General features: G+C 60.5%; 7 protein-coding genes. 2 read left to right on the top strand and 5 right to left on the bottom strand.

Annotated features, from left to right (window positions below; translation table 11 throughout):
* The first annotated feature begins 62 nt into the window (after positions 1-62).
* The gene (locus F2S13_RS00700; protein ID WP_166357987.1) at positions 63-896 is read left to right on the top strand and encodes a 23S rRNA (adenine(2030)-N(6))-methyltransferase RlmJ; all 834 of its coding nucleotides are present in this window, start codon (positions 63-65) and stop codon (positions 894-896) included.
* A 135-nt stretch (positions 897-1,031) separates the two neighbouring features.
* Here the strand turns inward: F2S13_RS00700 and msrA are convergent, their stop codons facing one another.
* From msrA to aceE, 5 genes are all read right to left on the bottom strand, one after another.
* Complete coding sequence (msrA, locus tag F2S13_RS00695) at positions 1,032-1,679, bottom strand: peptide-methionine (S)-S-oxide reductase MsrA (protein ID WP_166357985.1); 648 nt, start codon at positions 1,677-1,679, stop codon at positions 1,032-1,034.
* An 88-nt stretch (positions 1,680-1,767) separates the two neighbouring features.
* The gene (locus F2S13_RS00690; protein WP_166357983.1) at positions 1,768-4,455 is read right to left on the bottom strand and encodes a putative bifunctional diguanylate cyclase/phosphodiesterase; all 2,688 of its coding nucleotides are present in this window, start codon (positions 4,453-4,455) and stop codon (positions 1,768-1,770) included.
* A 169-nt stretch (positions 4,456-4,624) separates the two neighbouring features.
* Positions 4,625-6,064, bottom strand: coding sequence for an alkaline phosphatase D family protein (locus F2S13_RS00685; protein ID WP_166357981.1), 1,440 nt, complete (start codon positions 6,062-6,064; stop codon positions 4,625-4,627).
* A 243-nt stretch (positions 6,065-6,307) separates the two neighbouring features.
* A complete protein-coding gene (gene aceF, locus F2S13_RS00680) occupies positions 6,308-7,936 on the bottom strand; it encodes a dihydrolipoyllysine-residue acetyltransferase (RefSeq protein WP_166357979.1) in 1,629 nt (542 codons plus the stop codon).
* An 11-nt stretch (positions 7,937-7,947) separates the two neighbouring features.
* Positions 7,948-10,593: a pyruvate dehydrogenase (acetyl-transferring), homodimeric type gene (gene aceE, locus F2S13_RS00675; protein WP_166357977.1), complete on the bottom strand. Its 2,646-nt coding sequence runs from the start codon at positions 10,591-10,593 to the stop codon at positions 7,948-7,950.
* 383 nt (positions 10,594-10,976) lie between these two features.
* On the opposite strand from aceE, the gene glnE reads away from it, so the two are divergent.
* Complete coding sequence (gene glnE / locus F2S13_RS00670) at positions 10,977-13,913, top strand: bifunctional [glutamate--ammonia ligase]-adenylyl-L-tyrosine phosphorylase/[glutamate--ammonia-ligase] adenylyltransferase (RefSeq protein WP_166357975.1); 2,937 nt, start codon at positions 10,977-10,979, stop codon at positions 13,911-13,913.
* Positions 13,914-13,954 lie beyond the last annotated feature (41 nt).

Here is a 13,954-nt window from a genome sequence, read left to right as displayed (position 1 = left end):
TTCGGGCGCACCTGACTCGCGCCGCGACACAAGGTAAACTCTGCGTCCTTGCAGGAGTTGCCATGAATTATCGTCACGCCTTCCACGCCGGCAACCACGCCGATGTGTTCAAACACCTTGTCCTGACTCGTCTGATTGCCTTGATGTCGCGCAAGGAGCAGCCGTTCGCCTACCTCGATACCCATGCCGGGATCGGCCTGTATGACCTCAAGGGGGATCAGGCCAGCCGCACCGGTGAATACCTGGAAGGCATCGCGCGGCTGTGGAACGCGCCGGATCTGCCGTTGCTGACGGCCGATTACATGCAGGCGCTGCATGAGATGAACCCTGATGGCGAATTGCGCTACTACCCGGGCTCGCCGGAGCTGGCACGGCGCTTGACCCGCGCTCAGGACCGCGTGTTGCTCAATGAGAAACACCCTGAGGATGGGCGCCTGCTCAAGGACAATATGAAGGGGGATCGTCGCGTTGCCGTGCACCTGGGCGAAGGCTGGCATGTGCCTCGTGCCTTGCTGCCCGTACCGGAAAAACGCGCCGTGATGTTGATCGACCCGCCCTTCGAGCAGCTCGATGAGCTCAAGCGTTGCTCCCTGGCGCTCAAGGAGGCGATCGGGCGCATGCGTCAGACGGTGGCGGCTATCTGGTATCCGATCAAGGACCAGCGCATGACCCGTTTCTACCAGGATCTGACCAGCACCGGGGCGCCGAAGCTGCTGCGCGTGGAGCTGTTGGTGCATCCGCTGGAAACGCCACAAAGCCTGAACGGCTCGGGGCTGGCGATTGCCAATCCGCCTTGGGGGCTGGAGGAGGAGTTGCGTGAGCTGCTGCCGTGGCTGGCCCAGAAGTTGGGGCAGACCCAGGGTGGGTGGCGGATGGATTGGTTGATTAGCGAATAATCCCGGGAACGCCACGGTTGGTGTAGCCGCTGCCGCAGGCTGCGCTCGCGCGCGAAGCGGGCGCAGGATCTCAAGATTGCCAGGGAGCCCCTGCGGGACTCCAGCGCAGCCTGCGGCAGCGGCTACAGGGGTATGTTAAATCGGGCAGGTCACCCCGGTCCCCCTGATCCCGCAATACCCTTCAGGGTTCTTCGCCAGGTATTGCTGGTGATAGGCCTCGGCGTAGTAGAAGGTCGGGGCTTCTTCGATTTCAGTGGTGATGGTCCCCAGGCCAGCCTTGCTCAGTTCCGCCTGGAACACTTCTGCGCTGGCCTTGGCCGCTTCCAGTTGAGTTGGGTTGGTGGCATAAATGACCGAGCGGTATTGGGTGCCGATATCGTTGCCCTGACGCATGCCCTGGGTCGGGTCGTGCAGTTCCCAGAACAACGCCAGCAGTTCCTGGTAGCTGACTTGTTCCGGCTCGTAGACGACCAGCACGACTTCACTGTGACCGGTCAGGCCCGAGCAGACTTCTTCGTAGGTCGGGTTTGGCGTGAAGCCACCGGCGTATCCCACCGATGTGCTGTACACGCCTTCGCGTTGCCAGAAACGACGTTCCGCGCCCCAGAAGCAACCCAGGCCGAAAATCGCGAAATCGACACTGCCCGGGAACGGTCCGAGCAGGGGATTGCCGTTGACGAAGTGCTTGTCCGGCACCGGCATCGGCGTTTCGCGTCCAGGCAGCGCCTGTTGCTGGGTAGGCATTTCGTTTTTGTTCACCAGGATTTCCGAGCGCAGGACCATCAACCCATTCCTCTCTTCAGGTAGGGACAACCGCTGAGCGTTGTCGTTATGTGATAGACCTACAGTGTGCACGAGTGTTACGCAGCTGTCAGGCCGTTGGTCCGCGCGGATAGCGTTTGAGCTTGTCGATCAGTTCCTTGCCGGGGATGGGCCGGTCGAACAGGTAGCCTTGCCCGACATCGCAACGATGACGGCGTAGGAAGGCCAGCTGGGCGGCGGTTTCGACGCCTTCGGCGACCACCTTGAGCTTGAGGTTGTGGGCCATGGCAATCACGGCCGAGGTGATTTCCATGTCGTCCTGGTTGTCCGGGATCTCGTGGATGAAACTGCGATCGATCTTGATGATGTCGATCGGAAATTTCTTCAGGTAGCTCAGCGATGAGTAGCCGGTGCCGAAGTCGTCCATGGCCAGCGTCAGGCCCAGGCCCTTGAGTTGGTCGAGTTGCTGGCGGGTGTCCTCGGTGGCCTCTAGCAGCAGGCCTTCGGTCAGTTCCAGCTCCAGCAAGAACGGTGGCAGGGCTTCTTCCTTGAGGATATTGGCGATCGAGGCAACCAGATCCGGGTCGGAGAACTGCTTGGGCGACAGGTTGATCGCCACTTGCAGGTTGCCCAGCCCCGCGGCGGTCAGCTGTTTGCTCATGTGGCAGGCCTGGCGTGCGATCCATTTGCCGATGGGGATGATCAGGCCGGTTTCCTCGGCCACGCTGATGAATTGGTCCGGGCGGATCATGCCCTTCTCCGGGTGGTTCCAGCGCAGCAGCGCTTCCATGCCCAGCAGGCGCCCGCTGCGCAGGCACAGCTTGGGCTGGTAGAAGACTTCCAGTTCGTTCTGAGTCAGTGCGCGACGCAGGTTGTTTTCGACGAACAGCTTGTAGCTGGCCTCGGCGTTCAGGGCTTCGGTGAAGACCTGGACCTGGTGTTTGCCATTGGCCTTGGCCTTGTGCAGGGCCAGGCCTGCGTTCTTCATCAGGGTTTGCGGGTCGCGGCCGTGCAGCGGCGCACAGGCCAGGCCGACGGAGCCGGTGACGTTGATCAGCTGGTTGTCGACGAACATCGGCTTGTCGAGGGTCTTGAGTACCTGAATGGCGATCTGTTGCCCGGTGTTTAGGTCGGTGTTATCGAGCAGCACGGCGAACTCGTTACTGGCAAAGCGCGCCAGGCTGCCGCTCGGGCTCAGGCTGTTGCGCAGGCGGCGGGCAAGGCTGATCAGCAGCTTGTCGCCAGTCTGATGGCCGAGACTGTCGTTGATGCGCTTGAAATTGTCGATGTCGACCAGCAGCAGGCTGATCGGGGTGTCGCTGTCGCGGGCGAAGCGTTCGTCGAGGTTGCGAATGAATGACGGACGGTTGCCCAGGGTCGTGAGGTTATCGGTGTAGGCCAGGCGCTCGATGCGTTGCTGTGCGAGCTTGGTCTGGGTGATGTCCTCGTAGATGCCGATGTAGTGCGTCAGTTCGCGATTGTCACCGTACACCTTGGAAATCGAAAGCTGGCCCCAGTAGGGTTCCAGGTTCTTGCGCCGGCTCTTGAATTCGCCTTGCCAGCTGTTGCTCTTGGCCAGGGCCGAGGGCGCATCGAACAGCAGCTCGCTGAGGTTTTCCAGGGCAGGTAGCTCGGACAGGCGCTGGCCATGGACTTCTTCGGGGCTGTATTGGGTGATGGCGGTGAAACTGGGGTTGACGTATTCGACCACGCCATCGCAATTGACCAGCAAAAAGGCGTTGGCGCTCTGTTCGACAGCGCGCTGGAACAGGTGCAGTGCACTAGTGGCCGTGCGCCGATTATGGTTGTTGATGACCTGGGCGAATTGATCGGCCAGCTCACCGGCGAAGGCGATTTCATCCGTTTGCCAGGTGCGGGTGCTGCCAGTCTGCTCCAGGCACAAGACACCGACCACCTGCCCATCGATGCGGATGCTGGCATCGAGTACGGCATTGATGTCACGCGGTCTCAGGCTCTCGGCCATTTCCCGGGTGCGCGGGTCGCGCATGGCATTGTTTGCGTCAATCGCCCGGCTGGTGTGCAAGGCGTCCAGGTAGTTTGGATAGAGGCTTGCGTCGATCGGTTCGGGCAGGTGGTATTCCTGGCTGGCGCGGTAGAACGCCGAGATCGGCTCCAGGCGCTGGCCTTCCAGGTACCAGATGCTCGCACAGTCGATTTCGTAGATTTCGCAGGCGCTACGGGTGATCAATTGCGCGGCTTCGAGCAGGGAGTTGTTCGCGTTGTATCGATGCCTGGCCAGGCGCAGGATCAAATCCTGCTGGGCGCGAACCCGGTCCAGATGCTGCAACTGCTCCTGCTGGGCTTGCTGATTGAGTTGCAGGGCGATCTGCAGGCGGTTGTTCTGGCTTTCCAGGTCGTCCGACACGCCTTGTGCATCGCCGGGCACTTCCATGACCAGCAGGTAGCCGCGCAGCAACTGGCGGTTATGCTGTTTGAACGGTTCTCCCAGCTCCAGCAGGTTCAACGGGCCTTGCGTGGTATGCAGGGTATAGCGGATCAGGTAATAAGGTTTGCTCGCCAGCTGCAGCTGAATGGCGTCGTGCAGCTGATAGCGCGCCTGGGGTTCCATGAGGCTGGCATAGGGCGAGCCGACCAGCGCGCAGAGATCGGCAGCCGGCAGGCCGAACTGCCGCTCGCAATTCGGATCGAGAAACAGCAATGCCCAGCTGGCTTCATTCAGCCGCTCGAAACGCAGCATGCCGAGCCGCGAGGGCACGGGCAACTGCGTCACTACCTCGGCCACCATACGGCTGGCGGCATCGGGTTGGGTTTTCATTGAGGGCTCGCTTCAAGAGAACTGGTCACGCACTGGTGTATACGGGTTTTTCGGCGCGTGCGGCAAAGATGCATCATGCGGCTCGGGCTGACAAGCAGTACGGTGGCTCTGTGATGTCATGGTATCGGCTGCAGGGCGATTTCCTGAAGGGCGTGAAGCTTCCCGCTCGTCAGCGCAGCGGGATGACCAGCGCGTTTTTCTCAAGTGCCTGGCCATTTTTTCCATAGTAATTGAGCTCGACACCATTTTCGTCAACCTGGAAATAGGCGAAGTTGTCCTCGCTATGGACTCTGCTGATCAGGGTGCTTTGGTAGTGTTCACCGTTAATGCTGGCTTCGGGTTTGTCCAGTATGAAGTCTTCCTTGTAGGTGTATGCATAAGTTGCCAATGGCACTATTTTGAATAGTGGGGAGGAAACAATAGTATGGACGCAGAAGTCCGGGTCCGCGGAGTGAGTCATGCGGCTGGCCAGTGAGCAGTGAACGTCGCCTGAAATAAAGGTGATGTTCTTTATTTTGTTGATTCTGATATGTTCCAGGATTTGATTGCGTTGTTCCGGGAAGGACTTCCAGCTGTCGCCTTCGTCATTTTTCAGGTCTGGAAAAAACATGACGGAAGTTACGACAAACTTTGAAGGCGCCTTGCTTTCTATCAGCCACTTCAGCAATGCGTTCATTTGTTCGTCGTCCAGTATTTTTCGGGGCGCGGCGTTCATATTTCGTTTCGTGCGTGTATCCAGGACAAACCAGTCGGTACGACCATTGCTGACGGTGTACCAGAATTTATTGGGCGGGCTGGCAGCCGATACCTGGCTGCTGATGGACGTTTCATGCAGCGGGCTGTGGCTGCACTGGTAGATGCCATAGGCCTTGATCGCACTGGGGTAAATGGACTCGAAGTCCCTGGCGGTTGCCTCGGCCGGCCAGTTGTTCTCGATCTCATGGTCGTCGAGGATCATGTAGGTCGGCACATGCGCCAATACCTTGGCAATACCTTCCTGGGTGAAGGCTGTCCTGTAGCGAGAGAGGAAACTTTCCAGGGTGGCGGCCGGGTTCACCAGGTTGAGGTCGTCGGCGTAGATCTGGTCGCCGACCAGGAACATCCCGTCAATCGGGAATTGCCTTCGGGTGATCTTGTCGTTCATGACCTTGAATACCTGGTCGCCCAGGTCATGAAACAAGGGGTGGCCGGTCAGGCGGTCGGTGTGGATGTATCGGCATGAGCCGACAATAAAGCTGCGGCTGATATGTTTATTGGCTGTAGCCGTCTTGAGTACGTAGGTGGATGTTGGCCAGACCAACTTGTCCTTGCTCTGCCGGGCAATGTCGTCGAGCGCTGCGAGGGCGTTGAACCATCCGCATTGGTACTCATAGACGGTGTCTTCTTCAAGGTTATTGAAGATCATGACGGCCGTCATGTCGTTGTATTCCATCATTTGATTGAATACCGGAGCGGACCAGTTTGCTGTTCCTCTCTCTCGGTATCGGGCAATCGAAAAACTGGCCAGTGGGTTTGAGTTCTCCGAATGTTGCCCGCGAATCATTATTCGAGATTGCTCGGGGGTTGTATGACCGACGATGGGGCCGACAGTAGGCATCTTGATAATCATGCTTCGAGTCCTTTCGAAAGGTTTGGTCTGGAAAGTGACTGCACCGATTCTACTTTTCGTTGCCCCCAAAAGTAGTCATGACCGTGCCGGTTTGAATGTGGGAAAAGAGAACTTCTTTTTAAGGACTTTTACTGGCAGGCAGGCAAAAAAAGCCCCGCCAAGTGGCGGGGTTGAGGTACGAGCGTGGCTGCTCGAAAAAAGGTGTGGCCTGGCTCCCGGCAGGGCAGGGAGCCAGTTGCAACGTTACAGCAGCATCGTGCGGATATCCGCCAGCAGATCGCTCAGACGCTTGGTGAAGCGTGCAGCAGCGGCGCCGTTGATCACACGGTGATCGTAGGACAACGACAGCGGCAGCATCAGCTTGGGCTGGAAGGCCTTGCCGTCCCAGACCGGCTGGATGGTTGCCTTGGAAACACCCAGGATCGCCACTTCCGGTGCGTTGACGATCGGCGTGAAGCCGGTGCCGCCAATGTGCCCGAGGCTGGAAATGGTGAAGCAGGCGCCTTGCATGTCGTCGGCCGAGAGCTTCTTGGTCCGGGCTTTTTCAGCCAGGGCCGCGGCTTCGCCAGCCAACTGCAGCAGGCTCTTCTTGTCGACGTCCTTGATGACCGGCACCAGCAGGCCATCCGGAGTGTCCACGGCAAAGCCGATGTTGACGTATTTCTTGCGGATGATCGCCTTGCCGCTTGGGGCCAGCGAACTGTTGAAGTCCGGCAGCTCCTTGAGCAGGTGTGCGCAGGCCTTGAGCAGCAGCGGCAGGACGGTCAGCTTGACGCCGGCCTTCTCGGCCACGGCCTTTTGCGCAACACGGAAAGCTTCCAGCTCGGTGATGTCGGCCGAATCGAACTGGGTCACGTGCGGCACGTTCAGCCAGCTGCGGTGCAGGTTGGCGGCGCCGACTTGCATCAGGCGAGTCATGGCCACTTCTTCGATTTCGCCGAAACGGCTGAAATCGACTTCCGGGATCGGAGGAATGCCAGCACCACCGGTAGCGCCGGCAGCCGGTGCTTCCTTGGCCTTCTGCATCATGGCCTTGACGTAAGCCTGTACGTCTTCCTTGAGTACGCGACCGTGCGGGCCGCTTGGGCCGACGGCGCTCAGCTCGACGCCGAATTCACGGGCCAGCTGACGCACTGCCGGGCCTGCGTGAACCTTGGCGCCGCTTGGGGCAGGTGCAGCGGCTGGCGCTGGAGCGGCTTCGACCTTGGCGGCCGGAGCGGGAGCAGCGGCAGGAGCTGGAGCTGGAGCCGCAGCGGCTGCTGGAGCGGCCGGAGCAGGGGCAGCAGCCGGGGCGGCGCCCGCGACTTTCAGCTTCAGGATCAGGTCGCCGGTACCGACTTCGTCGTCCAGTTTGATGCTGACGCTTTCGACCACGCCTGCGGCAGGAGACGGGATCTCCATGCTGGCCTTGTCCGATTCAAGGGTGATCAGCGACTGGTCGGCTTCGACGGTGTCGCCAGCCTTGACCAGTACTTCGATGATCTTGGCCTTGCCGGCAGAGCCGATGTCCGGAACATGAATGTCCTGGACGGTGGCAGCAGCCGGCGCAGCGGCTGGCGCTGGCGCGGCGGGTGCGGCGGCAGGTTTCTCCTGGGCCGGGGCAGCGGCAGGCGCGGGTGCCGCTGGCGCCGCAGTGGCGCCCTCGACTTCCAGCTCCATCAGCTCGTCGCCTTCTTTCAGGCGATCACCCAGCTTGACCTTCAGGCTCTTGATGACCCCGGCCTTTGGAGCCGGGATTTCCATGCTGGCCTTGTCCGACTCCAGTGTCAGCAGGCTCTGGTCGGCTTCGATGCGATCACCGACCTTGACCAGCAATTCAATGACTTCACCTTCACCGCTGCCGATGTCAGGTACGCGAATGAGCTCGCTCACAGAAATTCTCCTCAGCAGTCCAGTGGGTTGCGTTTTTCGGGGTCGATACCGAACTTGACGATGGCTTCGGCCACCACTTTAGGTTCGATGTCACCACGATCGGCCAAGGCTTCCAGAGCGGCCAGCACAACGAAGTGGCGGTCGACTTCGAAGAAGTGACGCAGCTTCTTGCGGCTGTCGCTGCGACCGAAGCCATCGGTACCCAGGACTTTGAATTCCTTGCTTGGAACCCACTGACGGATCTGTTCGGCGAACAGCTTCATGTAGTCGGTAGAGGCGATCACCGGACCTTTGCGGCCGTTCAGGCACTCTTCGATGTAGCTCAGTGCAGGCTTCTGCTCCGGGTGCAGGCGGTTGCTGCGTTCCACGGCCAGGCCATTGCGACGCAGTTCGTTGAAGCTGGTAACGCTCCAGACATCGGCGCCGACGTTGTACTGCTCGCGCAGGATCTTCGCCGCTTCGCGCACTTCACGCAGGATGGTGCCCGAACCCATCAGTTGCACGTGGTGTGCAGCTTCACGGTTGTCTTCCTCGAGCAGGTACATACCCTTGACGATGCCTTCCTCGACGCCGGCCGGCATGGCTGGCTGGGTGTAGGCTTCGTTCATCACGGTGATGTAGTAGAAGATGTCCTGTTGCTCTTCGGTCATCTTCTTCATGCCGTCCTGGATGATCACCGCCAGCTCATAGCCGTAGGTCGGATCATAGGTGCGGCAGTTCGGGATGGTGCCGGCCAGCATGTGGCTGTGACCATCTTCGTGCTGCAAGCCTTCGCCGTTGAGCGTGGTACGGCCGGCGGTACCGCCGATCAGGAAACCACGGGTGCGGCTGTCGCCAGCGGCCCAGGCCAGGTCGCCGATACGCTGGAAGCCGAACATCGAGTAGAAGATGTAGAACGGCAGCATTGGCTGGTTGTGGTTGGAGTACGAAGTACCGGCGGCAATGAAGGAGCTCATGGCGCCCGCTTCGTTGATGCCTTCTTCGAGGATCTGGCCCTTCTTGTCTTCGCGGTAGAACATCACCTGGTCTTTATCGACTGGCTCGTAGAGCTGGCCGACCGAGGAGTAGATGCCCAGCTGGCGGAACATGCCTTCCATACCGAAGGTACGGGCTTCGTCCGGGATGATCGGCACGATGCGCTGGCCGATTTCCTTGTCCTTGACCAGTTGCGCGAGGATCCGCACGAAAGCCATGGTGGTGGAGATTTCGCGGTCGCCCGAACCGTCCAGGATCGCCTTGAGGGTTTCCAGTGGCGGGGTCGGGATGCTGAAGCTCTTGGCGCGACGCTGAGGCACGAAGCCGCCCAGTGCAGTACGGCGCTCGCTCAGGTAGCGGGCTTCGGCGCTGCCTTCTTCAGGCTTGAAGAACGGCAGGTTTTCGATTTCGTCGTCTTTGACCGGAATGTCGAAGCGGTCGCGGAACGACTTCAGGCTGTCGACATCGACCTTCTTGGTGTTGTGCGCGGTGTTCTTCGCTTCGCCGGCGCCGGTACCATAACCCTTGATGGTCTTGGCCAGGATGACGGTAGGCTGCTCTTTGTGGTTGACCGCCTGGTGGTAGGCTGCATAGACCTTGTACGGGTCGTGGCCGCCACGGTTGAGCTTCCAGATCTCGTCGTCGGAGAGGTCTTCGACCATCGCCTTGAGTTCCGGCGTGTTGAAGAAGTGCTCACGCACGAAGGCGCCGTCTTTGGCCTTGTAGTTCTGGTATTCGCCGTCGATGACTTCGTCCATGCGACGCTGCAGGATACCGTCGGTGTCCTTGGCAAACAGTGGGTCCCAGAAGCGACCCCAGACGACCTTGTTGACGTTCCACTGGGCACCGCGGAACACGCCTTCGAGTTCCTGGATGATCTTGCCGTTGCCGCGAACCGGGCCGTCGAGGCGCTGCAGGTTGCAGTTGATGACGAAGATCAGGTTGTCCAGCTTCTCGCGGCCAGCCAGGGAGATCGCACCCAGGGATTCCGGCTCGTCGCACTCGCCGTCGCCCATGAAGCACCAGATCTTCTGCTTGCCGGCAGGAATGTAGCCGCGGCTTTCCAGGTACTTCATGAAACGTGCCTGGTAGATCGCCTGGATCGGGCCAAGGCCCATCGACACAGTCGGGAACTGCCAGAAATCAGGCATCAGCCATGGGTGCGGGTAGGACGACAGGCCATTGCCATCGACTTCCTGACGGAAGTTGTTCATCTGGTCTTCGGTGATGCGGCCTTCCATGAACGCACGGGCGTAGACGCCTGGCGAAGCGTGGCCCTGGAAGTAGATCAGGTCGCCGCCGTGTTCGTCGGTCGGGGCCTGGAAGAAGTAGTTGAAACCGATGTCATACAAGGTGGCGCTGGAGGCGAAGCTGGAGATGTGGCCGCCCAGATCCGAGTCTTTCAGGTTGGTGCGCATTACCATGGCCAGCGCGTTCCAGCGAACCAGCGAGCGAATGCGGCGTTCCATGAACAGGTCGCCAGGCATGCGTGCTTCGTGGGTAACGGGAATCGTATTGCGGTATGGCGTGGTGATGGCGTATGGCAGTTGGGAGCCACTGCGGGTGGCCAACTCACCCATGCGGGTCATCAGATAGTGAGCGCGGTCTTCGCCTTCTTTGTCGAGAACCGACTCCAGGGCGTCCAGCCATTCCTGGGTTTCGACGGGATCGAGGTCTTGCATGGCTTGCTCCAGGGCGGAAAGGCTTCCAGAATCGGTTGCCTGAGTTTTGCGACGGCCTTGTGGGCAGACGACATAAAATTCTTGGATTACCGGAGGTTGTCCCGGCGCTGTGTAGTTTTACTACAAATCACCAGCCATTTCATGCTTTTGAAGTGGGTGCGCAGTAGTAAAACTACAGATGAATGGCTTGTGGCCTCCTGCTGGGTTGTGAGAAAAAACGATACTGTTGGTTAAAAATAAGTCTTGAAAAGGTTGGGTGTGATGTTTTTTTCCAAGAAATTCAGATTTTCAGCTATTTCTAACTTTTGTACGACAGTCCGGCGGAACGCGTTTTTTCTCGCGAAACCCATCACATCCTTTCACTCGCCGATCAAGGATAGACCATGAGCCTGCCAGCACTGGCCGATCTGCCGGCCGTACTTCTGCCTTTAACAAGTCGTAATGAGCAATCTTTCCGGGCTGCGGTCGCCGCCACGCCCGATGCGCAAGTGGACGATTGGACGGCCCAGCGCTGGACGGACTTTGCACGGGTCTGTGCGGCCAGCGAGTATGTGCTGGAGCAGGCGGTACGCGATCCGGCGATGTTTCTGGCGCTGGTCGCCAGCGGTGAGCTGGACCGCAACTACAAGCCGGGCGAGCTCTGCGGGCAGATTGCCGAAGCCGTCCTGACTGCCGAGACCGACGACCAGCTTGGCCGTCAATTGCGCCGCCAGCGCGCGCGGCATCAAGTGCGCATCATCTGGCGAGACCTGACGCGCCAGGCCGACCTGGTCCAGACCTGCCGCGATCTGTCGGACATGGCCGATGCCTCGATCGACCAGGCGTATCAATGGCTGTATCTGCGCCATTGCCAGCAGTTCGGCACGCCGATCGGCAGGCGCAGCGGCGAGCCGCAGCAGATGGTCATCCTCGGGATGGGCAAACTCGGCGCGGTGGAGCTGAACCTGTCTTCGGATATCGACCTGATCTTCGCTTACCCCGAAGGTGGCGAAACTCAGGGGGTCAAGCGCCCGCTGGACAATCAGGAGTTCTTTATTCGCCTGGGCCAGCGTTTGATCAAGGCGCTGGACCCGATCACGGTCGATGGTTTCGTCTTCCGGGTCGACATGCGCTTGCGCCCGTACGGCTCGTCCGGTGCCCTGGTGCTCAGCTTCAATGCGTTGGAGCAGTACTACCAGGACCAGGGCCGCGACTGGGAGCGCTACGCCATGATCAAGGCGCGGGTGGTGGCCGGTGACCAGGTGGCCGGTGGGCAATTGCTGGATATGCTGCGGCCCTTCGTCTATCGCCGTTACCTGGATTTCTCGGCCATCGAAGCGCTGCGCACCATGAAGCAGTTGATTCAGCAGGAAGTCCGGCGCAAGGGCATGTCCGAGAACATCAAGCTGGGCTCGGGCGGCATACGCGAAGTGGAGTTTATCGCCCAGGCATTCCAGCTGATCCACGGTGGGCGCGACTTGAGCCTGCAACAGCGACCGCTGCTGAAGGTGCTCGCCACGCTGGAGGGGCAGGGGTACCTGCCGCCGGCCGTGGTTACGGAGCTGCGCGAGGGGTATGAATTCCTGCGTTACACCGAGCACGCGATTCAGGCCATCGCCGACCGCCAGACCCAGATGCTTCCGGACGGTGAGCTGGATCGCGCGCGTATCGCCCTGATGCTCGGGTTTGATGACTGGGCGGCGTTCCATGCCCAGCTGATGCACTGGCGCGGGCGTGTCGACTGGCATTTCCGTCAGGTCATCGCCGACCCGGATGAAGAAGAGGGCGACGAAGGCGAAGTCGTGGTGGGTGGCGAATGGTTGCCACTCTGGGAAGAAGAACAGGATGACGACGCCGCCTGCCGACAGCTGGAGGGGGCCGGTTTCGTCGATGCGCCCAAGGCTCTGAAGCAGCTGGCGGGGCTGCGGGTCAGCCCGCAATTGCGCGCCATGCAGCGTCTGGGGCGCGAACGTCTGGATGCCTTTATTCCTCGCTTGCTGGCGCAGGCAGTGGAGCATGCCCACCCTGACCTGGTGCTGGAGCGCGTGTTGCCACTGGTCGAGGCGGTGGCCCGGCGCTCGGCGTATCTGGTGCTGTTGACGGAAAACCCGGGGGCCTTGCGCCGCTTGCTGACGCTGTGCGCCGCCAGCCCATGGATCGCCGAACAGATCACCCGGTTCCCGTTGCTGCTCGACGAACTGCTCAACGAAGGGCGCCTGTTCAGCCCGCCACTGGCGCCCGAATTGGCCGCCGAGTTGCGCGAGCGCCTGACCCGGATCCCCGAAGACGATCTCGAACAGCAGATGGAGGCCTTGCGCCACTTCAAGCTGGCCCACAGCCTGCGTGTAGCCGCTTCGGAAATTGCCGGGAGCTTGCCGTTGATGAAGGTCAGTGACTATTTGACCTGGCTGGCCGAGGCGATCCTGGAACAGGTGCTGGCCCTGGCCTGGCGCCAGACCGTGGCCAAGTACGGCCAGCCGCGACGCGTCGATGGCAGCCTGTGCGATCCGGGCTTTGTGATCGTCGGTTATGGCAAGGTCGGTGGTATCGAATTGGGCCATGGCTCGGACCTCGACCTGGTGTTTGTCCACGATGGCGACCCCCAGGGTGAAACCGACGGGCCCAAGCCGATCGATGGTGCACAGTTCTTCACCCGCCTCGGGCAGCGGATCATCCACTTGCTGGCGACCCAGACCAACTCCGGTCAGCTCTACGAGGTCGACATGCGCCTGCGTCCGTCTGGTGCTTCGGGATTGCTGGTCAGTTCCCTCGGCGCGTTCGAGCGTTATCAGGAGAGCGAGGCCTGGACCTGGGAACATCAGGCGCTGGTGCGTGCACGGGTGCTGGTCGGGTGCAAGGACGTGGGGGCCGCGTTCGAGAAAGTCCGCGCCAGGATCCTGGGGCGCGAGCGCGACCTGCCGAAACTGCGGGCAGAAGTCAGTGAAATGCGTGCCAAGATGCGTGACAACCTGGGCAGCAAGGCCACAGCCGCCGGTATGGGTGCCAATGCCTTCGAGGCCACGGCGCCCTTCGATATCAAGCAGGACGCCGGTGGTATCGTCGATATTGAATTTATGGTGCAATACGCGGCCTTGGCGTGGTCCCACGAGCATCCGGCATTGACGCGCTACACCGACAATATCCGTATTCTCGAGGGGCTGGAGCAGGCCGGATTGATCCCCGCTGACGATGCCAGCTTGTTGCGCGAGGTCTACAAGGCCTATCGTTCGGCCGCCCACCGCCAGGCCCTGCAGAAGCAGGCCGGGGTGATCGGTGGTGACCAGTTCGTCGCTGAACGGCGCGAAGTGCTGCGTATTTGGGCGCAGTTGGGCTTGAGTTAGGGGCGAATCGGGATCGAGCGGCGCATTCAAGCTGTCGGCAA

This window comes from Pseudomonas akapageensis (genome assembly GCF_011355085.1).
Taxonomy (GTDB): Bacteria; Pseudomonadota; Gammaproteobacteria; order Pseudomonadales; family Pseudomonadaceae; genus Aquipseudomonas; species Aquipseudomonas akapageensis.
This window is presented reverse-complemented; position numbering and strand designations above follow the sequence as displayed.

Bases quoted from the DNA above. Each gene is read 5' to 3' on its own strand.
- F2S13_RS00700 (WP_166357987.1), top strand. From the start codon at position 63: ATGAATTATCGTCACGCCTTCCACGCCGGCAACCACGCCGATGTGTTC.
- msrA (WP_166357985.1), bottom strand. From the start codon at position 1,679: ATGGTCCTGCGCTCGGAAATCCTGGTGAACAAAAACGAAATGCCTACC.
- F2S13_RS00690 (WP_166357983.1), bottom strand. From the start codon at position 4,455: ATGAAAACCCAACCCGATGCCGCCAGCCGTATGGTGGCCGAGGTAGTG.
- F2S13_RS00685 (WP_166357981.1), bottom strand. From the start codon at position 6,064: ATGATTATCAAGATGCCTACTGTCGGCCCCATCGTCGGTCATACAACC.
- aceE (WP_166357977.1), bottom strand. From the start codon at position 10,593: ATGCAAGACCTCGATCCCGTCGAAACCCAGGAATGGCTGGACGCCCTG.
- glnE (WP_166357975.1), top strand. From the start codon at position 10,977: ATGAGCCTGCCAGCACTGGCCGATCTGCCGGCCGTACTTCTGCCTTTA.